The sequence below is a fragment of the Blautia sp. MB18-30 genome (genome assembly GCF_023669475.1).
GTDB lineage: Bacteria > Bacillota > Clostridia > Lachnospirales > Lachnospiraceae > Blautia_A > Blautia_A fusiformis.
The window spans coordinates 1-24562 of record NZ_JAMOYY010000027.1 but is presented as its reverse complement, the minus strand read 5'-3'; the positions used below and the strand labels follow the sequence as shown (position 1 = coordinate 24562).

Below are 24562 nucleotides of genomic sequence, written 5' to 3'. Positions count from 1 at the left end.
GATTTATGAATTATGGTGCTTTTGGTTTAGTTGAGGTTGTTGGCAGCAGTAATGCAATCCTGGTGATCGACCAGATGCTGAAGACTTCTGATGTTTCTTTTCTTACCTGGCAGACAAAGTGTGGTGGACATGCCACTGTTTTTCTGACCGGTGATGTTTCTGCCGTTACAGCTGCCATTGACAGTGTAAAGGGAAACCCGCCTTGTGAGATCGTAGCTTCAGCAGTGATCTCCAATCCTTCCGGTGAGACGGTTCGTCTGGCTGAGGAAGAAGCGGCTAAGAATCACTTTATGTAGGAAATATCTATATTATAATAACGAACGTACGCAGGGAACCGCCCTGGCTTTTGTATAAGTGAAAATTGTCTCAGACACGGTGATTTCACACATCAGCCGGTGCTTTCATCATCGATGCTCTGCTTCTACAAACTTCACACTTTCACTCTAGCCTATCTCCCCTTTCGCACGTCAGCAACTCTTTTCGCTATATTCTTTAAACTCACGCCTTCACTCTAGCCCTCCACTCCTTCGCACGTCAGCCGGCGAGGTACCGTCTGGTTTGGGCTGGCTCTGCAGGAGGGGTGCGCTTCTTAGGCGGTGGGAATCTGCGTTGCTGGAAAAAATCCAGCTGTTTGAGCGACGCAGGAGCGAGTTCTGGATTTTTTTCAGCGGTTTTAGCAGATTTCCACCGCCTTAGAAGCCAGCCCCCGACGAAGCCCCAGCCCAAACCAGACGGTACCTCACCGGCGTCCGTCCGCAAAAACCACATCCACATCCACCATCTCCCGTCCATCCTCCACCTTCATCACAGCCACATCCCCCCGATGTGCCACAACCACCCTCTTCCCTCCAACATCACCGGAAAGCTCCATCAGCTCCCCATAATACTTCTTCGAAAAAACACAGGGATTCCCGGTCTTCCCATCATGCTCCACACAGGCGATTCCTTTCCCATCTCTCAAAAACACATCCACCAGTCCAAAAACCGTCTCCCACCGCAACCACGGCTGATCTGCCACTGTAAACAAACAAGCATCCATCTCCCGGTTGACCCCAAGTCCGATCTTCAGTGAGGAAGATATCCCCTCATCCGGATGCAGATTATAAAGAAACCGCGCGCCGAGCTTCTCTGCTTCCTGCGCGATTTCCTCATACTGTGTGACAACTGTGATCTCACACCTGTGCCCCTGTTCCTCCAGTGCTGCTTTCACTTCTTTCAGTTCCAGGAGAATATGCCTGTACATCGGCATTCCGTCTATCCCGTACAGCAACTTATTGCTTCCAAACCGCCGGCTGTTTCCTGCTGCCAGCATGATCAGTCCCAGTTTCATATCACCGCTCCACTTCCTTTCGATTCTAGTACAGCGAATATTAAGTAACCGCCATATTGACTTGCCTGATTTTTCATCTGCTGCGTTGTCGTCAATCGTCGTAGCCACCGCTACGCCTCATTCCTCCGCCTTGCAGATGAAGAAATCATCCTGCGTCAATATAGCAGAAACTTAATTTTCGCTGTACTAGCTGTTTACACTTCTCTGCAGGCTTCCGCAGATCACCATGATCCCAGACTCCTGACCTTGTGCCATAAGCTCCTCCACCACACAAGGATCCTCCAGAGTATCTGCCTTGTTCAGATACGCAAGAAATCTTCGCCCGTCCACGCCTTTTTGCAATCCGTCTTCAGACCGGATGATCTTCCACACATCCATCCATGTCACAGGCTCATCTGTACGCTTTCCCAGAAATCCCGCCACATCATCCGGACGATGTGCCGTATCACAGATCCTTTTGCCGATGCAGTCAAGACCGATCACTCCTACTACCATATCTGCAAAAGAAGGGATCACCGGCTCATGAACAGCCGGCACTTTAAGGGGTCGGCGCCTGGATCCGTCAGCTTCCACAAGAAGAAGATCACAAAAGCCGGGCAGCTTTTCCAGGATCTCTTTTTCGGGGCCGGAAATCTTTGGCTGCCCGGCCTTGTGATGAGCCGCGATGACGTATCCGTATTGTTCTATAAGCCGGCATGCTCCCGGAATGTCCTCTGCCTCCGCAAAAGGACGTTCCGGTTCCCATGCCATATGCGTGGTTGTGGTCACGATCACACGTTTTCCCTGTCCGGAAAATATTTCTGCCAGTCCAAGGATCAGACTGGTCTTTCCGCCACCTCCTGTGAATGCCACAGTAAGCGCTTTTTCATTTTTCTTCATGACACACTCCATTTATCTTCTAACTTCTTTCAGGGACACCAGGCTCTGTATTGGTCACAGATTCTCATTCCTCGCAGCTTTCTCTGTTCCCGGAAGCACTCCGCAGGAAAGCAGCACCTCCAGTACTCCCCCTGCGATACACCTCGCCTTGTCTGAGATCGTAAAACAGTTTTTCTTCTGTTCTGCCCTTGGGTCGATGTCCGCGATCTTCATTCCCTCAAAAACAGGGTAGCCGTCCCGGATCAGTCCCCGAATCACGCCGGAAATGGTAGCCTTCACCGGCGTATCCCCTACCATGGCGATCACCTGGTCTTTTTCAACAAGATCTGCGATCTGACAGATGTTTTTCATGTTACCGGCTGCCGGTGAATGGATCACACGTTCCTTTCCGATCCCTGCGATCAGTCCCGGCACTCCGGTATTCGGCAGGGCACTGCCTTTTTTTATGATCCTTCCCAGGTTATGGCCGCGCATGGTCTCGATCACGTAATCCACATCCTCCCCTGCGGTAAAGCCCGGGCCAAGTCCCACAGTCAGTGGTGCCATATCCCTGCTGGTCCCAAGATTCTTTTTTGCAAGGATGGCATCGATCACTGCCTCCGGCTCCAGTTCGCGGATATGTTTTCCATGGGTATCTGTCAGAAGGGGGATCTCTCCCTGTGCCCAGCATTTCCTGCACTGGGTCCGGATATCGTTCTCCGTGATCCTCCTGCACACAACGCCTTCTACCTCTGCAGTTCCGTCATAAACAGCTTCACAGAAGGCCACATGACGGCGGATGGCACTTGGACGGTCACATTCCAGGATCAGGACCTGATAGCCACTCTGATGAAGCTTGTGGATCACTCCTGTGGCCAGATCTCCGCCACCTCTCACAAGGATCATTTTATCCGTATATGCCGCTGTTTTCATCTTCATACACCTGCTGTCCGTTTCCCGGCATTCCTGCCGCAAGAGTATCATAAAGCTCCGCATAGGTTGCATCCTTATACGGGGATACATAAAAGAGTCCCGCGATCCCGGCCGTAATTGCCGAAAGGACAGACCAGGGAATAAAGGAAAGATCCAGGATAAAGGTATCCATCTTCTGTCCGTTCATCATCTCACGGCTTTTTGCAAACACTTCCTTTGTGCTCATATCCGGATATTCCGCAAGAAGATAAGGGATCATCTTATATTCGTAGGATTTTACCACTCCGGGAATAATAAAAAGCAGCGTCCACAATACAAGATACAGGTCCCGTAAAAACATGGTTTTTACGATATTACCGTAATTCCCGGAACGAAATACACTGAGGAGCTTTCCGGGCCCGGGTACAGAATAAAGGTTCTCAATGTAAAAATCTCTTCCGCCTACCTCCAAAACATTTCCCACAAAGAAATGAAAAAGAATTCCGATCAGAGCCACCGCTACCACGGCACTGGCACTCAGAAGTGCAAAAAGCACTGCCAGTGGGGAGCGAAATACATGGCTGACATAAGAAGTAACACCATTGATATCCGTACCCAAATGATACGTTGTAACACCGTAGTCCGGACTTACCGCATTTCCGGCACTGCCTGTGGCCGCACCGCTTCCGCCGGTTGCCATCACAATAGCCAGCACCAGACTTACCAGCACTGCTGACCAATAATTTTTTTTGAATGCCTGTTTTCCGCGCCATTTCAAGTCACTGCGTTTCCAGCTGATCTTCTGCTCATTCATAACTTAACCCTCCATATATGCTTCACGGACACAGAGCTCTCTTCGTCCCTTCTGCCACAGCGCAGGCTCCAGCTCTGCCAGATAACCGCCGCCGTTTTTTACATGCCATTCATAAAAAGCCCTGGGTCTGTCCGCATATTCTTCCATAATGTTCATGATCGTACCGCCATGTATCACAAGAGCCGCTGTCTTTATGTTGTTACGGATACACTGTGTGACAGCCTTCTGAAATCCTGTAAGGCTCCGGCACTTAAACGCTTCTCGACTTTCTCCTCCCGGAAAAGGAAGCGTTCCATTGCTGTCGATCCACCTCTGATAATCCTGATTTCCGGAAAGCTCTTTATAATTTTTATTCTCAAACTCTCCAAAATCACACTCGGAAAGCTCTTCGATGATATGAAAGCTTTTTCCCGGAAAAAGGATTCCCGCAGTTTCCACACAGCGGCAGAGCGGACTTACATAAAGGGCCTCCGGCATGGGATAGGTCAGCTTTTCCAAAAATTCCTTTCCCTCCGTGCTCAGCGGTTCATCCGTTGTTCCGATATAACGCTGAAGCTTATTTCCGGGTGTCTGTCCGTGTCGTATCAGATATAATCTAATCATCCTTCAGCACCGTCCCGATCCCGCATACCACTCTTGTGACCCTTCTGCTTTTTGCAGCCAGTACAGTGCACACCCGGCCAACAGCTTCTCGGTACTGCCGTTCAAAAGCATCCGCCGGAACGATCCCGTAACCTACCTCCTCGCTGACAAGGATCACATCCGGATCCTGCTGTGCCAGCTTTTCTGCCAGGCCAGTGAGATCTTCTCCTGCCTTCAGAGCTTTTCTTATGTATTCCTGAAATCCCAGAACACCCGCTGCCTTCAGAAGCTCCTCTTCTGTGATCTCTCCTCCGAATTTCCAGTCCACATCCGGGAACTGTGCTTTTGCATAGGCAGCTTTTCCCTGATATGCGCCTCCGATTATCATTTCCATATCTTTTTTACCTCATCCTAAATCTTCATTACAGATTAAACGTGCCACCAAGAGCAAGCACCAGTGCCATCACGACCTCGCAGATGCAGAGGAAAAATCCGGAAAGATCACCTGTGGTCCCTCCAAAATATTTCAAAGCCATATGGTGATACCACCAGAATACCAGAAGTGCGCTGACAGCTGCCAGAACACCCAGGACCGGATCTACCCATATCATCAGCGCTGCAAGGATCACAAACATCGTGATAAGAACATTTCGCACTGCGATCTCTGACGCATTTCTGGAAAATTCTGCCACAGTCCCGTCTGTCCTTGCCTTGGGAAATGTGATCACACCGATCCCGGAAAGACATCTGGACATCATAAAGCCCAGGCTCATGATACAGATCCCGTTATAATTTCCAAGGAGCTGATCCCAGGCTCCCAGCCAGAGGATAAAATATACACAGGCTGTGATAATGGCAAATGCACCTGCATGGGAATCCTTCAGGATCTCCAGCCTCCTTGTGCGTTCCTGCCAGGAGCTTAATGCATCCGATGTGTCCAGAAGCCCGTCTACATGAATGCCGCCGGTAACAAATACCGGGATCACAGTAAGGATCACAGCGAGAAAAAATGGCTCCAGAACTGCATGCACTCCGAGGATCCCTCCTGCAAGCCAGGTCAGGATGCCGATGGCAGTACCCACAAAGGGGAAAAAGCACATCATATATTTTATGTTTTCCTTCTTCCAGTCCACCATGGGCATAGGAATCTTTGAAAACATGGCAAAGGCTGCCTTAAAACTGTTCCATAAGCTTTTCATGCTTCCTTTCCTCCTTTATGCCATACAGGGATCCCGTATACGACTTCCACAACCTCTTCTGCCATCTCTGCCAGCTTCTGGTTGATCTGTCCCAATTCTTTTTTATACTGTTCTGATTCTTCCTCGTAGAGGATCCCGTCTGAAAAGATCTCGTTGGTGACGATCACCACATGCTTTGCCTGGGAAAGAAGATTTTTCACTCCTTCTGTGATCTTTTCTGCCACCTCCGGGTGGAAGCCGCCTTCCCGGAACATCTCATTTGCAACCAGATTGGACATGCACTCCAGAAGGACCACGCAGTCCTTCGGAATGAGCAGCTCATCCAGCTCTGTATATCTTTCAATTGTCTCGAAGCCTTTTCCTGCACGCATGTGCCGGTGTCTGCGGATGCGCCTGTGGCTTTCTTCGTCAAAAGCCTGCATGGTGGCGATATAGATCCTTCTGGCTTCGCCAAGGGAAAGTACGGTTTCTTCCGCAAAAGCAGATTTTCCGCTTCCGCTGCCTCCTGTTACAACAACCAGCATATTATTTCAGCTCCTCGTACTGTTCTACATTGATATCACCAAAGGTACTCATGGAATTATATACTGCACAGGACAGATCCATCATCGGAAACAGTGCCACAGCTCCGGTTCCCTCGCCCAGGCACATGCCTGCGTGGATGATCGCTTCCTTGCCAAGCTCCTTCAGGATCAGCTGTGCTGCAGGCTCTTTGGATACATGAGACGCAAGGATATGATCACTTACCTGCGGGCAGATCTTTATTGCGATCAGTGCAGATACGCAGGAAATAAATCCGTCCATGACAACCGGCATTCCAAGTGCTGCTCCTCCAATGAATACTCCTGCCATTCCTGCAATATCCAGTCCACCTACCTTTGCCAGGACGTCAATGGCATCTGAACGATCCGGATTATTCAGGGCGATCGCCTTTTTGATCGCATTGATCTTCCGTACAAGCCCTTCACTGGTCAATCCGGCACCACGTCCGGTCATATCTTCCACCGGTTTTCCGAGAAGCACAGCTGCTACCGCACTGCTGGTGGTGGTATTTCCAATGCCCATCTCGCCGGTTGCAAGAACCTGATAGCCTTTTTCCTTCAGCTCCTCTGCCATGGCAATTCCGGCTTCGATGCCACGGATCGCCTGATCTCTTGTCATCGCCGGCTCTCTGGTCATATTTCTGGTCCCATAAGCAACCTTAAGATCTGTACGGACCTTTGTATCTGTGACCATTCCCACATCTACAGGAAAAAGCTCTGCTCCACACTGACGGCACATCACACAGCAGGTAGTAGTCCCTTCCAGAAAATTCTCAGCCACAACAGCCGTCACTTCCTGTCCGGTCTGGGTCACACCCTCTTCTACAACTCCGTTATCCGCGCACATGGCAACCACTGCTTTTTTCTCCACACGTACCTCCGGTGTACCTGTGATACCGGCGATCTGTGTCAGCATATTCTCCAGCTCTCCCAGAGAATGCAGGGGCTTTGCAATACTGTCCCATCTCTTTCTCGCCCCCTCCATAGCCTTTTCATCCAGAGGGCGGACTTTCTTCACTGCCTCATCCAAAGTCATCATTTGCTACCTCCAATCCTTTTACCTGTGGTAAAAATAATAAATTTACTAAAGATATAATTCAACGCCAGCACGATAAATTGTGTGCAGAATTTTGCAAACATATCCCGGAATCCCAGGATCTCCGCCAGAAGCCATACGCCACCTACCTCAATGACCATGGTCACCAGACGGGCACTTATAAATTTCAGAAAGGGCCGTATATGATCCCTCCATGTTTCACAGCGGTCATGAAATACAAATCTGGAATTCACAACATAGGCAAACAGGATCGCCAGGATGATCGATATGATGTTGGCACTCATCAGTGGAATTCCCATTGCCCTCATGATATAAAAGCTTAACAGATTTACGAGAGTCGTACAACCACCCCAGAAAATATAACGGATCACATCATTTTCATAGAATTTAAGGATCCACTTTTTCATTGGTATCTCCTCCTCGTATGATCTTTGATACGATATATCTTGGACGGCGTTTTACTTCCTCATAGATCCTGGCGATATAATATCCGATGATCCCAAGGCTCATCATCACAGCACTTCCGATAAAGAGCATCACGATCAGAAGTGTGGTATAACCTTCCACCGCATGCCCGGAAAAATACCGGACCAGAGAATAGACCAGAAGGAGCAGGGAGCACCCAAAGCAGCCCACAGCACCTGCTGTTACAAACTGCAACGGAAGTGTTGTAAATGCCACAATATTCCGAAACGCATAGCTGATCAGCGTTCCTGCAGACCATTTGGATTCTCCGGCCTCACGCTCCTGCACCTCAAAAGGTACGGAGATGCTTTTGAAGCCTATCCAGGATGATGCCGCCCGGAAAAACATGCTGCGCTCAGGCATGGCGAGAACACTCTCCACCGCTTTCCTGTCCAGCAGCTTGAAGTCGGAAGCGTTTTCCATATCAAAGCCGGTGGCACGGGACATGATCCGATAGAAAAATCCGGCACTTTTTCTGTGAAAAAGAGTTTCTTTTCCCCGGTTTTTCTTGATGCCCTCCACAACCTCGTAGCCCTGCTTCCAGAGCCGGTACATTTCCAAGAGGATTTCCGGCGGATGCTGCAGGTCACAGTCCATCACTGCCACCGCATCTCCGCATGCCTGTGCAAGGCCGGCCACGATTGCTGCTTCTTTCCCGAAATTTCTGGAAAAATGCACACCTGTCACATTTTTATCTTCCCTGGATACTTTTTCTATGGCTGCCCAGGTCCCGTCAGAGGAACCGTCATCTACCAGGACCAGTTCATAACGAATCCCGGCCTGCCCCAGGAGCTCTCTGAGAGTCCGGCAGGTTTTCTCCACCATCGGTTCCTCGTTACAGGCAGGCAAAACTACCGATAATCGGCTCATTTCTCCTGTTTTCCCCTTTCTTTTTGTTTTCTCTGGCGCCGGTAAGATATTACGATCCCGGCAAACAGGATCAGGCCGATCACCGTCAGTATCATTCCGGGCACAATATACGGTGTACAATATCTGAGTGCGATCGTATGCCTGCCCTTTTTTAATTCCAGCCCCATATACATACTGTTTGCCTGCACAAGTTCTGTTTTTTCTCCATCTACATAGGCGGTAAAGCCAGCGCTGTATGGAATGGAAAATACCAGGATCTTATCGGAAGTGGTTGTGATATCTCCACGAATGCAATTTGTCTCCGTTTTGATATTCTGAAGACTTTCTTTTCCAAGCTCCTCTGTCTGTTCTTCAACAGAAGCCATGGGCTGACATGCCACATACAGATCATCAAAGGTATATTCTCCCGGCATGGAGAATGTCAGTGTCATAGTTCCTGCAGAATAGTTTTTATATCCCATATTCAGAAGAAAATTATGTCTTCCGCTGTAGCCGTTGTATTTATCTGTAAAGATCCGGATAGTCTTGTCCACGGAGCCCAGCGAAACATCCACTGCTGATTCCTTGCTTTCTTTCCAGTAGCGCCAGTTATTGTCTTCATAACGCACGGTATTCTTCTCATATTCTGTCATGGAATCCCATTTTTTATCACTGACCACTGCACGTGGAGAATAGGCATTAAAATCCAGATTTTTTGCCACAAGATAAACCTCAGCCTCCGGCTCTCCCTGATATCCGATCTGTACGGTTGCTCCTTCTTTGGCCACAATGATCTTTCCGTCTTTTATCTTACAGCCTTTTCCTGCTTCCAGTGTAAAATCTGCTTTCTTATCATCAAAGGTGAGGTCTGTCTCAGGAAGACTGCTGTCCTCCAGAACTGCCCCCTGCAGGAGTGCCTGCTGCTTTTCGGTCACGGAAAGCTTTTCATAGTTTTCTCTGGGGATCCAGGAATCATAGGTATAACCAAGAGGAAGGGAATCCTCGTCTTCGTAGATCCTGTATTTTTTTGTGACTGCTGCTTCACTGTCATAGCCGTATGGCAGATACCCATATCCGCTTTTTTTGATGGCAAAATATTTCACCGAGGCAAGACGATCCAGGATACTCCGTCCGTCCAGGCTGCTGTAATGATAATCCCAGGGGGTATTCAGATACATCTCATCAAAGAAACGGCTGATATTTCCATTGGCCACACTGAAATAATAGGAAGTACTGTTGGTTCCAATATACATGGCAGTGTTTACATAAGAGCCCGTTTTGTACTGGTCATATCTGGTAACCGCTGAATCGTCCATTGACCGGATCGCTTTGTCCGGTCCGGACTGAAGCTTCTCCAGCGCCTGATCCTTTTCCTCAAATTCTGACAGATAATCTTTTTCGTAAGAATACTGGTATGAAACATTCAGAAGGATGCTTGTCACAAGCACGGCCACGATTATTCCACAGAGATATTTTCCCTGTGTAAATACGTTTCCGTAGGAAACCACTGTAAACACAGCCAGGACCAGCATCATCAGTGCCATGATATTGCGTTCCGTGCGGGCGGATTCCGAAAACAGTGCCAGCACGCCATATATCAGCAGCATCACAAATATCCGTCGTTTTTCCCTGATGCCCAGCGTAAACAGTTCCGGATATGCCTGTACCAGGATATATGCGATCAGCATTCCATACGCCCAGATCCATCGATTGGACACGTATGAAAATCCATTCAGTACATGACCTGCAAAGGGGATCAGCAAAAACAGGTTCAGAAGCACAAAGCCCAACTTCAGTCCCGTATATTTTTTCTTTTTGGAAAAGATCACAAACACGCCTGCCATTGCGACTGCGGAATATCCAGCAACTCCCCACTGGATCATATTTTCGCCGATCAGGCAGCCGAGATATTTTTCGTAGTAAATGCGGTCATATAACAGCGGCACATAATTCTGCGCCTGAAAGCGCTCTGTTCCAAACAGAGTCATGACCACAGGTAAAAAGATCAGTGCAGCGATCATAAGTGCGACCAGATAAAAGCCAGCAAATTTCAGGAACCACTGAAATACATCTTTTACTGAACGCTTGCGGAATATTCCAAAATACCGGAAAGCTGCATATAGCACCATAAAGATACTGATCATATAAAAGAAATAAAAATTAGACATTGCCGCTACAGCTGTCGCACAGATAAAAAGGTATGGCTTTTCTTTTTTGTAAATCTTTTCAATTCCCATAAGGACCAGCGGCAGATAGATCATGGGATTGGAAAAATATGGGTGCTTCATGGACGCATAAATGGTCCATCCTGCAAAAATATAAACAAGGCTTCCAAGAAATGTGGCCTGTTTGGGATTCTTGCGGTAAAAACAGTAAATGCTGAATGTGATACCCGCCAGATAAATGCGGAGAAAGATCAGAATCTCATATAAGATCTCTGTGTCTTTTTCCGGTACAAAAACGGACAGTAAGGTCAGCGGATCACCGATCGCATAATAATGAAGTGTTGTAAGGATATCGGAACCGTATCCGATATGCATATCCCACATAGGAAGGGAAAGCTTATGCTCCGTCACCAGCGTCTGCAGAACATTCCGCAGATATTTTCCATAATAGGCCAATGCATTGATGTGCTGCGGAACACCGTCATGACTCCAGATCAGGGATTTTCCATTGAAATAAAAACAACTGTAAATAAACAGCGAGATCGCCGCAAAAACAATCGTATACAGAATATAAAAATCTGCTTTTTTCTCTTTCCGGGATTTCTCCTTCGAAAAAAATCTCTTCATGTATATCTCTCCTGTATATGAAAAAAGGCCTGCGGTGCGCTAAACACCGCAGGCCTGTCACCTAATGCTTAATCAGCAAGCACACTGTATAAACAGTAACTATTGATCAATAATTAGTCTTCTTTCTTATCTGCTCCGTAAAGAGTGATAAGTTTCTGCAGATACTCATATCTAGCCTGAGCCTCAGACTCGTTCTTAGCAAACAGTCTTGCAGCTTTCTCAGGATTCTGACGCTGCAGAGAATTGTAACGAACCTCACCGTTCAGGAAGTCCATATAGTTCTCCATATCCGGTGTCTTGGAATCAAGGCTGAACTTGTTCTCAGCAGCCGGGTTGAATCTGAAGTTGTGCCAGTATCCGCACTTAACTGCCAGCTCTTCCTCTGTCTGAGCTTTGCTCATACCTTTCTTGATACCATGGTTGATACATGGAGCGTAAGCGATGATCAGGGATGGTCCCGGATATGCCTCTGCCTCTGCGATTGCTTTTACAGTCTGGTTGAAGTCAGCACCCATGGAAATCTGTGCTACATATACATAGCCATAGCTCATTGCGATAGATGCCATATCTTTCTTCTTAGTCTCTTTTCCGCCTGCTGCGAACTGAGCGATCGCACCTGTCGGTGTAGATTTGGAAGACTGTCCGCCTGTGTTGGAGTAAACCTCTGTATCGAATACCATAACGTTGATGTCACGTCCGCTTGCAAGAACGTGGTCAACACCACCGAATCCGATATCGTAAGCCCATCCGTCACCACCGAAGATCCACTGGGATTTCTTGGAGAGGAAGTCTTTCTGTGCAAGGATCTCGTTAGCCTTGTCACATCCGCAAGCCTCAAGAGCTGCAACGAGTTTCTCTGTAGCTGCACCATTTGTTGCGCCTACAGCATAAGTATCCAGCCATTCCTGACCAGCTGCCTTAACATCCTCGTTTGTTCCGTTAGCTACAAGGTCTTCGATCTTCTCTTTCAGACCGCCACGGATCGCACGCTGTGCAAGAAGCATACCATAACCGAACTCTGCGTTATCCTCGAACAGAGAGTTTGACCATGCAGGTCCCTGTCCCTTAGCGTTTGTTGTGTATGGTGTAGATGGTGAAGAGTTACCCCAGATAGAGGAACATCCTGTAGCATTTGCAATGTACATTCTGTCACCAAAGAGCTGTGTGATCAGCTTAGCGTATGGTGTCTCACCACAACCTGCACAAGCGCCGGAGAACTCAAGGAGCGGCTGTTTGAACTGGCTGCCTTTTACAGTTGTCTCTTTATATTTAGCGATAACGTCTTCCTTCTGAGGAAGTGTTACACCGTAATCGAAGAATTTCTGCTCTTCTGTGTTAGCTTCAAGCGGAGCCATCTCAAGAGCTTTGTTGCCTTTCTTTCCTGGGCAGACATTTGCGCAGGAACCACATCCTGTACAGTCAAGAGCGGATACAGTCATTGTGAATGTATAGTCTTTCATTCCTGTAAGAGGAAGTGTCTTGATTCCCTCTGGAGCGTTAGCTGTCTCATCTGCTGTCATAGCAACCGGACGGATTGCAGCATGCGGGCAGACATATGCACAGCGGTTACACTGGATACAGTTGTCCGGAACCCATACAGGAACGTTAACTGCGATACCACGTTTCTCATATGCAGCTGTTCCGGATGGTGTTGTACCATCTACATAATCCTTGAATGCAGATACCGGGAGGCTGTTACCTTCCTGAGCATTGATCTTGCACTGGATGTTGTTTACGAAGTCCTGAGCATCCTGAGCACCGTGGGATGCGTGAGACATGAAGAGTCCCTCGTCCTCAGCGTTCTTCCAGCTCTCCGGAACCTGAACCTCTACGACCTGTTTAGCACCGGCATCGATAGCTGCCCAGTTCTTCTTAACAACGTCATCACCTTTACGTCCGTAAGTAGCTTTAGCAGCAGCTTTCATAAGCTCGATAGCCTGCTCCTCAGGAATGATTCCTGTAAGTTTGAAGAATGCGGACTGAAGGATTGTGTTGATACGTGTTGGTCCCATGCCAGTCTCAATACCAATCTTAACACCATCGATGGTGTAGAATTTGATATTGTGGTTAGCGATGAAAGCTTTAACCTGTCCTGGAAGATGTTTCTCAAGTCCTTCCATATCCCAAGCACAGTTCAGAAGGAATGTACCTCCGTCAACAAGCTCCTGTACCATGTTATATTTGTTAACATAGGACGGATTATGACATGCAACGAAGTTTGCTTTGTGGATCAGGTATGTGGATTTGATCGGTTTCTTACCGAAACGAAGGTGAGACATTGTAACACCGCCGGACTTCTTGGAGTCATAATCGAAGTAAGCCTGCGCGTACATGTCTGTGTTATCACCGATGATCTTGATGGAGTTCTTGTTAGCACCTACAGTACCATCAGCTCCAAGTCCCCAGAACTTGCAGTTTGTTGTTCCCTCTGGTGTTGTAACAAGTGGTGCGCCTGTCTCAAGAGAAAGGTTTGTAACATCATCAACGATACCGATTGTGAATTTCTCTTTCTCAGTGTTCTCATATACTGCTACGATCTGTGCAGGTGTTGTATCTTTGGAACCAAGTCCGTAACGTCCTGTAAAGATCTTAACATCGCTGAACTTGCTGTCGCGAAGAGCTGCAACAACATCAAGATACAGAGGCTCGCCAAGAGCTCCTGGCTCTTTTGTTCTGTCAAGAACAGAGATCTGCTTAACTGTATCCGGGATTGCATCGATAAGAGCCTGTGCACAGAATGGTCTGTAAAGACGAACTTTAACAACACCGACTTTCTTGCCAGCTGCCATAAGGTAATCGATGGTCTCCTCGATGGTATCGTTTACGGAACCCATAGCTACGATGATGTGCTCAGCGTCAGCAGCTCCGTAGTAGTTGAACAGTTTGTAGTCTGTTCCGATCTTCTCGTTAACTTTGTCCATGTACTCCTGAACAACTGCCGGAAGAGCGTCATAATATGGATTACATGCCTCTCTTGCCTGGAAGAAGATATCCGGGTTCTGAGCGGAACCTCTCTGACATGGATGGTTCGGGTTCAGAGCACGGTTACGGAACTCTGCGATCGCGTCCATATCTGCCATATCTTTCAGATCTTCATAGTCCCATGTCTCGATCTTCTGGATCTCATGAGATGTACGGAATCCGTCGAAGAAGTTGATGAATGGAACTTTTCCTTTGATTGCTGCAAGATGAGCAACCGGTGTAAGGTCCATAACCTCCTGTACAGAAGACTCACAAAGCATTGCACATCCAGTCTGACGACAGGCCATAACGTCGGAATGGTCACCGAAAATACAAAGTGCGTGGGAAGCAAGTGCACGGGCAGATACGTTGATAACTCCCGGAAGCTGCTCACCAGCGATCTTGTAAAGGTTCGGGATCATAAGCAGAAGACCCTGGGAAGCTGTGTAGGTTGTAGTCAGGGCACCTGCTGCCAGAGAACCGTGAACGGCACCTGCTGCACCTGCCTCAGACTGCATCTCTGTAACCTGTACTTCCTGTCCAAAGATGTTCTTTCTTCCCTGAGTTGCCCACTCGTCTGTAGCCTCAGCCATTACAGATGAAGGGGTAATCGGGTAAATAGCAGCTACATCAGAAAAAGCGTATGATGCATGAGCGGCTGCATGGTTACCATCCATGGTTTTCATCTTTCTTGCCATTGTTTTTTCCTCCTTAAAGGTTTGTTAAAAAATATATTATTTAGGCTTATGAAGGCCTAAAATTCCATTGGTTATTATATCATAGATTCCCAGTTATGTCCATTTTCTTTCATTGTTTTTTGTATATTATCCTGTACAAACGCCGTTATCTTTTTCGCAAATAAAAAAGAGCTGTTCGGAATTTTTCCTCTCCAAACTGCTCTCCTTATCATCTCATACGCTTATCCCAACTCACATCCGGGAATCACTTCTCCTCTTTTCCGAAAAGATCCTTCATGGATTTCCGACGGAGCATTGTCCACAGCTGATCCTGGATCTCCTGAAGCTCATCATGTGCATGGCAGGGAACTCCGTCCTGTCCGTTCCTTGGACACTGATATGTGCCGTTCAGGCACTCAATGATGGACATATCCGGATCGATCGCACTGTATATCTCATATAATGACAGTTCTTCCGGATCTCTCTTCAGCGCGTAACCGCCATGAACTCCGCGGTATCCTTCCACGAGCCCTGCATTCTGAAGCTTCTTCAGTATCTTGTATGCAAAGGGTGCTGTGATCGATTCCCTCTCACAGATCTCGCTGACGCTCAAACGCGGCTCCCACATCAATGCGCGGATAACCCGCATCGCATAATCGCTTTCTCTGGTGATAAACATTTTTAACCTCTCTTCTGTTCAACTAAGCTGCTGATTTATGATAGTTTCCGCATTCCATCCGATCTGCCACGTTCCTGGGTGTTTCTGATGTGCCAGAGAGCCGGATATCCATATCCCCGGAATACTTCATTACCACATACGACAGTATAACCCATTTTTTTATATAATAAAAGGTTATTATTTTCCTGTGATTCATAGTAATCCCCTGTTTTTCCTTTATTTAGCCGAAAAAAGGAAAATACAGCTTGCAAATTTTTCAGTTTACGGTACAATAGGAAACGATTGTAATGCTTTCGTATGTAATTGAAACGATATTTATTTAATGAAAAAAGAGGTATGATATGATTTCAGCAAATAACATCACACTGCGCGTTGGAAAAAAAGCGCTGTTTGAAGACGTTAACATCAAATTTACAGAGGGTAACTGTTATGGATTGATCGGCGCCAACGGCGCAGGAAAATCTACATTCCTCAAAATCCTTTCCGGTCAGCTCGAGCCTACCAAGGGCGACATTGTGATCACCCCCGGTCAGAGACTTTCTTTCCTGCAGCAGGATCACTTCAAATATGATGCTTATCCGGTTCTGGATACTGTCATCATGGGTAATGAAAGACTCTATCAGATCATGAAAGAGAAAGAAGCCATTTACGCAAAGGAAGATTTCACAGACGAAGATGGCATCCGTGCCAGCGAGCTTGAGGGTGAGTTTGCAGAAATGAACGGATGGGAAGCAGAGTCCGATGCTGCTACTCTTCTCAACGGTCTCGGAGTCGACACCGAGTTCCACTATACACAGATGGCAGACCTTACCGGTAGTATGAAGGTCAAGGTTCTTCTTGCACAGGCTCTTTTCGGAAATCCTGATATCCTTCTTCTTGATGAGCCGACCAACCACCTGGATCTTCCTGCTATCGAATGGCTGGAGGAGTTCCTGATCAATTTTGACAATACGGTTATCGTAGTATCCCATGACCGTTATTTCCTGAACAAGGTCTGCACACATACTGCTGATATCGATTATGGCAAGATCCAGCTTTATGCCGGAAACTACGACTTCTGGTTTGAATCCAGCCAGCTTCTGATCAAGCAGATGAAAGAGGCCAACAAAAAGAAAGAGGAGAAGATCAAAGAGCTCCAGGAGTTCATCTCCCGTTTCAGCGCCAATGCTTCCAAATCCAAGCAGGCGACTTCCAGAAAACGTGCCCTGGAAAAGATCCAGCTGGATGACATGCGTCCTTCCAGCCGTAAATATCCATACATCGACTTCCGCCCGAACCGTGAGATCGGAAACGAGGTCCTCATGGTGGAAAATCTGTCCAAGACCATTGATGGAGTAAAGGTTCTGGACAACATTTCCTTCACTCTTGGTCGTGAAGATAAGGTTGCCTTTGTGGGCGCCAACGAGCAGGCCATCACAACCTTCTTCAAGATCCTTACAGGTGAAATGGAGCCGGATGAAGGAAATTACAAATGGGGCGTTACCACTTCCCAGGCATATTTCCCGAAGGATAACACACAGGAATTCGATAACGACCTTACTATCACCGACTGGCTGACACAGTACTCCGAGATCAAGGACGCAACCTACGTCCGTGGATTCCTTGGCCGTATGCTTTTCCCTGGTGAGGATGGTGTAAAACGTGTCCGTGTTCTTTCCGGTGGTGAAAAGGTTCGCTGTCTTCTTTCCAAGATGATGATCTCAGGTGCCAATATCCTGATCCTGGATGAGCCAACCAACCATCTGGATATGGAGTCTATCACAGCACTGAACAACGGACTGATCAAATTCCCGGGAGTGATCCTTTTCACCTCACACGATCACCAGTTTGTACAGACAACTGCAAACCGCATCATGGAGATCCTTCCTAACGGCAAGCTGGTAGACAAGATCACCACTTACGACGAGTATCTTGCCAGCGACGAAATGGCCAAGAAGCGTCACGTATTCCAGGTTAACGAAGAGGACGCACAGGATAACTAAATCCCATGCTTCTGTAACAAAAAATCTCCCCTGCTTCCGCCTTTACAGGCAGTCAGGGGAGTTTTTTTATCTGTTTTATATGCGCTTACTCCATGGTGATCGGAGCAAGCTTGCCCTGTGTTACATCCAGAAGATCTTTAAGCGGTACCTTCAGGGTAAGGCCTACTCTTCCACCACTTACATAGATCTCATCAAAGTTTTCGGCAGACTGGTCAAACACCACCGGATAATTTTTTTTCATTCCAAGAGGGCTGCAGCCTCCGCGGATATAGCCCGTGATCTTTGTAAGATCCTTTACATGGATCATATCTACTGTTTTTTCGCCTACAGACTTTGCGGCTGCCTTACGGTCCACCTCTTTCTCGATCGGAACTACAAACACATAGTAGCCGCCGCTTTTCCCTTCCATGACCAGGGTCTTAAAGGACTGATCATGAGGGGCTCCTGTGATGTCTGCACAGTGGATCCCATCTATGAACTCTCCACAGTCATATGCGATTGCTTCATATTTTACTTTTTTTCGATCCAGCATTCTCATCGCGTTTGTTTTGGCTTCTTTTCCCATTTCTGTCACTCCTCGGATTTTTCTCAGTTGTCTTTCCACTCATCAAGCTCATCCAGATCCTCATCATTCATCAGATCCGGGTCATTCCTGTAATTTCCATATTCTTCCTGCTCATCAAAATCCGCCATATTTTCAATATCCATCCGGCGTCTTTTCTGCTGCAGTTTTTCAAAATCTTCATAGCTATCCCTGTTTTCCGACTCATCAAAACGATCACAGTCTTCATGATCCTCCGGATCTGCATAGCGGGATCTGCTTCCCGTTCCTGCATTCCTTCGTTCCCTGGTGCTGCTGCTCTGGCTGTATCTGCGGCCTCTTCTGTCATCCGAAGCATAATTTCTGTCGGAGGTTCTGTTTCTGCCGGAGGTTCCGGAAGTGCTTCTTCTTTCAGTGGAACTGCCTTTGCTGTTTCTTTCGCTTCCGGATCTTTTTCGGCTGTCTGCATAATTTCTTTCTCGTCTGTCAGAGTTGCGTCCTTCTCTGTCAGATGGTCTGCGGGAACGTCTTTCACCCCGGCTTTCCCGGTCATCGTTTGCCCGGTTTTCGTATGTATATCTGTGATCGTCCCTGTTACGGTCAGAGGTGTATTCACGACTGTTTCCTCTACGGTCCCTTCCTGCCGGCTTCCTGGTCTCCTCCGGCAGAGTTCCATCGTCGTCATCCTCTTCTTCGTCATCTTCCTCATCGTATCGGTCTTTGTTGATGGCGAACTGGATCAGCATACCAAGGATCGCAATTCCTGCTGCCATACCGACGCCATATGGAAACTGCGCCAGCCCTGCGATCTTTGCAATGGATAATCCTGCCAGAACACCACCCAGTATACTGGTTCCGACAATGATCACTCCTTTCGCATAACGCATAGCAAGTACTCCCAGTCCCACGCCGATAAGGATGCACAGGAAAAAAGAAAAAGAACTGGTCGGATGGACCAGATAGATACTCAATGTTATTCCGATACCAAATCCCAGTACAAAGATTCCTGCCCTGTAGATCAGAAACGAAACAACAGCCAGTACGATCCCCAGTCCCGCCATGGCACCTGCGATCACCATTTTATCCTGAACACCGGACATATAGGTTACACCAAAGCCGGCGCCTGCTCCGATGATAAATCCAAAGATCATCATCCAGAACCGGAGGATACGATATCCCAGGATACAGTTCAAAAGCCCGAAAACGCAGAGCACTCCATATACGATCACCATCAGCTGGCTGATCTGTTCCATACCTCCTGCTCTCTGCAGTATGTCAAATCCTCTTGACAACATATCCATATTCATAACTTACTCCTCTCTTTCCAAAACCTCCGGAAATCTTCCCGAAGATGTTTCAGAAAATAAAATATATGGTATAAAAATTATCCATCACTCCATAATGATACTCCACCTGACCAAGTCCGTGAAGTTTCATATAATACTGTGCCACATTCTGTACCACGCCATCATCCAGCAGTTCCTGACAGGCTTCGGAAAAAGCTTCCTGACTGCCAAACTTGAAACGCACTACAGCCGCACCATTATCCAGTCTCATCTTACAATAATCATATATGTCCTGCCAGCTGTAATCTTCAAAGTACCCCTGGTTCAGCACATAAAAATCCAGATCCTTCGCAGTACATGCCGGAACTGTCAGTTCTTCCGATGGTGTGTAGGTTTTTTCATATTCTTCCGGGAAAGGGCAGAGATAATCGTAAATGATCGTCTTATGTTCTTCCAGCTGTGCGGCATCTCCATTTAAAAAATCCGGCTGATCCCCATTGGTAGCATCTACATAATAATACTCCTGGCCTATTTTTACAATATCCCATGCATGACCCTCTGTACTTCCTTTTGTGCTTCCGTCCACATAAATACAGGGAATATCCAGCCTTTCCAGAAGATACTGGACAGCTCCTGCATATCCGGCACAGACTGCGGATTTTTTCCAGAAAACACCTGCTATGCTCTGATCATCCTCCCCGGTCTGATACTGGGTATGGTCAATAACATACGTATAAACAATGCGTACCTTCTCGTAGTCACCGGCATCCTCCGGGATCAGGGCTCTGACCTCCTGAAAGCTCTGCTCCATGGCCGTCTGTATCTCATCGATCTCGCTGTCTGTATAAGTATAGCCCGGAGTAAAAACGCAGTAATCACTGTCTGAATACGTAGTTTTGTAGATTTTTTCACGATTGTGGACCCAGAATATCTCCGGGTGGTCTTTCAATACTGCATGATAGCTTCTGTCAATACTGTCATCATCGGAGATTGTCAGATAAAACTCCTTTTCCCGGGCACGGATTCCTTTCAGCAGCTCCCGATATACCCTCTGCTCTTCTTCCGTAAGCTGTTTGAAATAATATTCCTGATGCCCTTCTTCGCTCTGGGCAACCTCCATCTGACGCAGTTCCTCTACTTCCTTTGGTTCGCCTGAAATAATGCTCTTTGCTATGGAGCGGATCTGACCCAGTGCCCCTGCCGAAGTGCTAAAGGGCTGAAGGATCACTGCAGCTGTAAGCACTGCGGCTGCCATGGGGCAGAAATTTCTTTTTTTCATAATATCATGTCCTATGTCTGAAGCAGCGATTGTAAGAAAGGGCAGCCTCCCGTGGGAGACTGCCCTTATCTTCAATCGCTGTCCCTTAGTTTTCCATTTCCAGTGTTTCTACATCATCATCAAATGTATCCACTGCATCGTCCATGGTCTCCTTATCCAGAGTCAGCGTCTCAACTTCATCTTCTTCCTCATCCTCCTGCAAAGCCCTATTCTTAAAATCTGCAAGAAGGTCACTGGAAACAGTATCACCGGATGCCAGTGCATCCTTCAGTGCATCAGATCTAACCACATCCGTGAGGAGCTTTTCTGCACTCTCCTCTGTCAGAACATCATTCTCTGTAGTTGTGGTCTCATTTTCCTCCGCTGTTGTATCCTGATAGAAGGATGGCTTTCTGATATAACGGAAGCTTGCACTGTATGCCTCACCAACCGTTACACCATTCTTGCTTGAGGAACAATGTACTGCGATCCAGTCGCCGGAATCCGTCTTTCCGCACAGGATACCAACGTGATTGTTGCTTCCTGCTTCCGGTCCTCTCTGGAATACCAGATCTCCTGGCTGTGCATCTGCTTCGCTGACAACACCGGCCTTCTCCCACTGGTCAGAGGTTCCGTCTCCAACTGCTGCCTGCATTCCCTGATCCTTATATCCATTGATCACTGCCCAGGTAACAAAGCCGCTGCAGTCCAGACCATATGCACGGAGCGTACCGGAGCTTCTGCTGCCGTCTGCAGATACCTTCTCAACGGATCCCCAGCTTGGATCTTCTCCGATCACCGTAGATTTACCGCCCCAGAAATATCCGACCTTACCAACCAGTGAATACGCTGCGGTGATAACATCTACACGATCCTCAGAAACATTGTCTCCCACGCTTTCACGGACAAAGCCTTTGGATGCGGTAACTACCGCACAAAGAAGCTTACAGTCTGTTTCCACATATTTCTTAAGGACGCTTCTGTCTTCCTTTGCAATATTGTTCTTCTTGATGTAGTAGTTGATCTTGCGATTTCCGTAGGATATCTTGGTAATATCCTGCTTGTCCCTGACGATGGGGTTCATCTCCGCAAAGATCCTTGCCAGATCATCCTTGCAGGATGCATCCAATGTAAATGACGTTGCTCCTGCTTTGCTCTTTTCGTAAATATAAACAGCAAGGATATCCTGCCAGTTTCTTACCAGAAGTGTATTCTCCGTATCGGTAAGCTTGTTCTTCTCTTTATATTCTCTTTCGATCTCTTCCATTACAGAAGCAAAATCATCAGAGAAGGCCAGATGATAATTGCTCTTAAGACTATCCAGATAAAAATCCTTGCCCGCATGGAGATTGGATACCATATTTGTCACATAAACAGGATCTCCGATCTGTGTTGCTGTGGCGTTATTTCCATCTGTGATCTCTGTATTCTTGTTATCTTCCGTGCTGCTATCATCTTTTTTGTTATCTTTTTTGTTATCACTGTCGTTCTTGTCGACAGCTGCAAGCTTGGCTTCTGCCTCAGTCAGGATCTTATAATTCGTAACCTTGGCCTTTTCTGTATTAGACAGTGCCTCATAAGCTGCACGTACGCTATTTATCTCCGCTTTATCTGCTGCTGTGATCGTTCTGCCTGCCAGTGCTTTGATCTTCCGGATCACCGCCTGTACCTTTGCAGAGTCATCCCTGGCCGGTCTTGCCGTCGGTGCAGGTGTTGCGGTTGGCTCCGGCGTTGCCGTTGGTGCAGGTGTCGCTGTCGGTTCCGGTGTTGCCGTTGGTGCAGGTGTCGCTGTCGGCTCCGGTGTTCCCGTCGGCGCAGGTGTTGCAGTTGGCTCCGGTGTTTCCGTCGGCGCAGGTGTCGGTGTATCTGTTGGCTCCGGCGCTGTAGTTGGTTCCGGGTCAGGTGCAGCAGTTATTTCCGGTTCCGGTGCAGCTGTCGGCACCGGTTCTGCCGGAACTTCTGGTTCCGGTTCACTTACCTCACTCCCGTCTCCTGAAACACCTTCCTCAGCAACAACATTATCTGCTTCCTCGGCGGCTTTTACTCCGGTTGGAATTGCCAGTACCATAGCTGATAACATCGTGATGCAAAAAAACTTATTCAGGTACTTGTTCTTCATATTTATTAAGATGCTCCCTTCTTTCCTTGAACATCCCTTTACTTCCCCTATAATAAAGGTCTGCCTTAAACCGTTTGATAACTTAAAGTTTAATTCAATTTATTTTAGCATACGAAAATCGTGAAATCAACTGTTCTGGTAGGATATCTCCTTCAATTCATCTATTTTTCACTTTTTATTCACATTTTTGTAAGATTTTTTAGAGTTTACCATAACGTAAAAAAGCCACAGTGCTCTCACACACTGCGGCTTTTTATATACTGTCAGACAGTCACTGCCGGCTGTCCGCCCATATGAAACTGTTTTCTGACACAGAGCTGAAAAATTCCCTGTACAACCTGATAGCACACCCGAAGGATAAAACGGATGTCATCGGCAATGCACCGCGGGCTTTCCAGATAATATGCATGACGCTCACGGATATATTCCACAAGTTCCTCAAAGCTTTCAAACTGCTTCGCTTCTTCCAGCTGGCTGTCTGCTGCGCCACTGAGGATACATTCTCTCAGGCGGTTCTTCAGCTCAGCTTCATAAGAATTATGTGCTGCAAGATTTCCTTTGTATGTTTTGTTATGAGGAAAAGTAAAATAATCAGCCATATAATGCATGACCTCACCGAATCTTCTCCAGTATACTCTGGCATTCTCTTCCTCCGGGTTCTTCTCGACAAGCGCCCTCATCTTATTCTGGAGGTGATCGAATGTTCCGAAAAACTCATGTCTGGTGGTGAGAAACGATGGTTTCAGATCAGGCATGATATTGCCCAGGCAAAACGCTTTTCTGTGCTGCTGGAGACTGTACACCTCAGACATCTGGTCAGCCAGGTATCTGCCTAACAGTATATGTGATTTTTTACGCAATTTTTTCCCTCTTCCTTCTTTCCTGATCCAGATCCTGACCGGTCAACAGTAATTTGGTTCCGCCCGGTCCTCTTCTGGGATCCATAAATCATCCGTTTACCGGAACCAACTTTACTATAGCACTGTTTTTTCAAATAATCAAATAAAGATTATGTAAATTTAATCCAGATCAAAAAGCTGCCGCTGCTTCAGATCAATAGATGCCCAAACGGTACTTGTCTTCGGTTCTCCGTAAAGATAAACCGTGCTGGAAACCAAGCAGCATATATAATTCACTTTTTGTTCCAATCCCTCCGTCAAGTCCAACACTGTTGTGCGCAGCTTCAACCAGGGTCTTTGCCCTATCTTCAGTAACTCCTCTGCCTCGCATCTTTTTATCATGCCAGATCTTTCGGATCCTATTTACTCCAAGCGCGATCACATCTTTTGGCAATGGTGCTTTTTCAAGCACTGCCAGGCCGCTTATTGCATCAAATCGTGTGTATAATCCCAGATATTCCGGGAAATGTATTGCAAGCCATCTCTGGATCCTGTTTGCAGATATGTTGTGCTGCTTCATGATTCTGTCACGGCTGTATACCAGGTCTCTTATTTCGGCATAAATGCCTTCTGGCATGTATGGGATTGAATATCTCCCATCCACAACCAGTTTTGCGATTGTTTTTGGATCTTTTGAATCTGTTACTTGCTCAATCTTTTCATTCTGTGTATAATTCATTTGGAACCTCCAGTGCTTGATTGTTTTGTTTACATCCGCCAAGATGCAACTCAATCATACCTTGAGGTTCTTTTTTATTCA

At 47.2% G+C, this 24562-nt stretch carries 22 protein-coding genes; 2 read left to right on the top strand and 20 right to left on the bottom strand.

The genetic code is table 11. The annotated features are described in order from the left end of the window. The first annotated feature begins 5 nt into the window (after positions 1-5). Entirely contained in the window at positions 6-296 is a 291-nt protein-coding gene (locus tag NCY57_RS12215) for a BMC domain-containing protein (protein ID WP_059085607.1), read from the top strand. Between the two features lie 443 nt (positions 297-739). Here NCY57_RS12215 and NCY57_RS12210 read toward each other — a convergent pair whose 3' ends face one another. From NCY57_RS12210 to NCY57_RS12145, 14 genes are all read right to left on the bottom strand, one after another. Further along, entirely contained in the window at positions 740-1438 is a 699-nt protein-coding gene (locus tag NCY57_RS12210) for a nucleotidyltransferase family protein (RefSeq protein WP_250789710.1), read from the bottom strand. Positions 1439-1516: 78 nt separating this feature from the next. Next, on the bottom strand, positions 1517-2209 hold the full coding sequence (gene yqeC / locus NCY57_RS12205) for a selenium cofactor biosynthesis protein YqeC (protein ID WP_250789709.1): 693 nt from the start codon (positions 2207-2209) through the stop codon (positions 1517-1519). A gap of 54 nt (positions 2210-2263) precedes the next feature. Next, complete coding sequence (yqeB, locus tag NCY57_RS12200) at positions 2264-3127, bottom strand: selenium-dependent molybdenum cofactor biosynthesis protein YqeB (RefSeq protein WP_330638997.1); 864 nt, start codon at positions 3125-3127, stop codon at positions 2264-2266. Next, the gene (locus NCY57_RS12195; protein WP_250789708.1) at positions 3096-3914 is read right to left on the bottom strand and encodes a DUF975 family protein; all 819 of its coding nucleotides are present in this window, start codon (positions 3912-3914) and stop codon (positions 3096-3098) included. Before NCY57_RS12195 ends, yqeB begins: the two co-directional genes overlap by 32 nt. A gap of 3 nt (positions 3915-3917) precedes the next feature. Continuing rightward, entirely contained in the window at positions 3918-4517 is a 600-nt protein-coding gene (locus NCY57_RS12190; RefSeq protein ID WP_059085603.1) for a histidine phosphatase family protein, read from the bottom strand. Next, positions 4510-4890, bottom strand: a complete 381-nt coding sequence (locus tag NCY57_RS12185) for a bifunctional adenosylcobinamide kinase/adenosylcobinamide-phosphate guanylyltransferase (RefSeq protein WP_173739653.1) — start codon at positions 4888-4890, stop codon at positions 4510-4512. The genes NCY57_RS12190 and NCY57_RS12185 overlap by 8 nt, the downstream gene beginning before the upstream one ends. A 28-nt stretch (positions 4891-4918) precedes the next feature. Next, on the bottom strand, positions 4919-5695 hold the full coding sequence (cobS, locus tag NCY57_RS12180; RefSeq protein ID WP_250789707.1) for an adenosylcobinamide-GDP ribazoletransferase: 777 nt from the start codon (positions 5693-5695) through the stop codon (positions 4919-4921). Further along, entirely contained in the window at positions 5692-6219 is a 528-nt protein-coding gene (locus NCY57_RS12175; RefSeq protein WP_092069010.1) for a bifunctional adenosylcobinamide kinase/adenosylcobinamide-phosphate guanylyltransferase, read from the bottom strand. The genes cobS and NCY57_RS12175 overlap by 4 nt, the downstream gene beginning before the upstream one ends. A 1-nt stretch (position 6220) precedes the next feature. Continuing rightward, a complete protein-coding gene (gene cobT / locus NCY57_RS12170; RefSeq protein ID WP_015524753.1) occupies positions 6221-7273 on the bottom strand; it encodes a nicotinate-nucleotide--dimethylbenzimidazole phosphoribosyltransferase in 1053 nt (350 codons plus the stop codon). Continuing rightward, positions 7273-7701 carry a GtrA family protein gene (locus NCY57_RS12165; protein WP_015524752.1) on the bottom strand — a complete coding sequence of 143 codons (429 nt, stop codon included), beginning with the start codon at positions 7699-7701 and terminating at the stop codon, positions 7273-7275. Before NCY57_RS12165 ends, cobT begins: the two co-directional genes overlap by 1 nt. Continuing rightward, positions 7682-8629, bottom strand: coding sequence for a glycosyltransferase family 2 protein (locus NCY57_RS12160; protein ID WP_015524751.1), 948 nt, complete (start codon positions 8627-8629; stop codon positions 7682-7684). The genes NCY57_RS12165 and NCY57_RS12160 overlap by 20 nt, the downstream gene beginning before the upstream one ends. Then, the gene (locus tag NCY57_RS12155) at positions 8626-11400 is read right to left on the bottom strand and encodes a YfhO family protein (protein ID WP_250789706.1); all 2775 of its coding nucleotides are present in this window, start codon (positions 11398-11400) and stop codon (positions 8626-8628) included. Before NCY57_RS12155 ends, NCY57_RS12160 begins: the two co-directional genes overlap by 4 nt. 113 nt (positions 11401-11513) lie before the next feature. Beyond that, on the bottom strand, positions 11514-15059 hold the full coding sequence (gene nifJ / locus NCY57_RS12150; protein WP_110102189.1) for a pyruvate:ferredoxin (flavodoxin) oxidoreductase: 3546 nt from the start codon (positions 15057-15059) through the stop codon (positions 11514-11516). Between the two features lie 244 nt (positions 15060-15303). Next, positions 15304-15717 (bottom strand): RrF2 family transcriptional regulator, encoded by a 414-nt coding sequence (locus NCY57_RS12145; protein WP_015524747.1) that lies wholly within the window; start codon positions 15715-15717, stop codon positions 15304-15306. A gap of 341 nt (positions 15718-16058) precedes the next feature. On the opposite strand from NCY57_RS12145, the gene NCY57_RS12140 reads away from it, so the two are divergent. Next, positions 16059-17699 (top strand): ABC-F family ATP-binding cassette domain-containing protein, encoded by a 1641-nt coding sequence (locus NCY57_RS12140; protein WP_021650411.1) that lies wholly within the window; start codon positions 16059-16061, stop codon positions 17697-17699. Positions 17700-17784: 85 nt separating this feature from the next. On the opposite strand, the gene ybaK is transcribed toward NCY57_RS12140, so the two are convergent. From ybaK to NCY57_RS12110, 6 genes are all read right to left on the bottom strand, one after another. Then, positions 17785-18264 carry a Cys-tRNA(Pro) deacylase gene (gene ybaK / locus NCY57_RS12135; protein ID WP_022426473.1) on the bottom strand — a complete coding sequence of 160 codons (480 nt, stop codon included), beginning with the start codon at positions 18262-18264 and terminating at the stop codon, positions 17785-17787. 23 nt (positions 18265-18287) lie between these two features. Continuing rightward, complete coding sequence (locus NCY57_RS12130; protein WP_021650409.1) at positions 18288-19547, bottom strand: DUF4203 domain-containing protein; 1260 nt, start codon at positions 19545-19547, stop codon at positions 18288-18290. A 49-nt stretch (positions 19548-19596) separates the two neighbouring features. Beyond that, on the bottom strand, positions 19597-20805 hold the full coding sequence (locus NCY57_RS12125) for a transglutaminase domain-containing protein (protein ID WP_021650408.1): 1209 nt from the start codon (positions 20803-20805) through the stop codon (positions 19597-19599). A gap of 85 nt (positions 20806-20890) precedes the next feature. After that, on the bottom strand, positions 20891-22903 hold the full coding sequence (locus tag NCY57_RS12120; RefSeq protein ID WP_250789705.1) for a C40 family peptidase: 2013 nt from the start codon (positions 22901-22903) through the stop codon (positions 20891-20893). Between the two features lie 263 nt (positions 22904-23166). Beyond that, positions 23167-23763 carry a zinc dependent phospholipase C family protein gene (locus NCY57_RS12115; protein ID WP_022426477.1) on the bottom strand — a complete coding sequence of 199 codons (597 nt, stop codon included), beginning with the start codon at positions 23761-23763 and terminating at the stop codon, positions 23167-23169. A gap of 193 nt (positions 23764-23956) precedes the next feature. Beyond that, entirely contained in the window at positions 23957-24481 is a 525-nt protein-coding gene (locus NCY57_RS12110) for an IS110 family transposase (protein WP_250789704.1), read from the bottom strand. Positions 24482-24562: the final 81 nt, after the last annotated feature.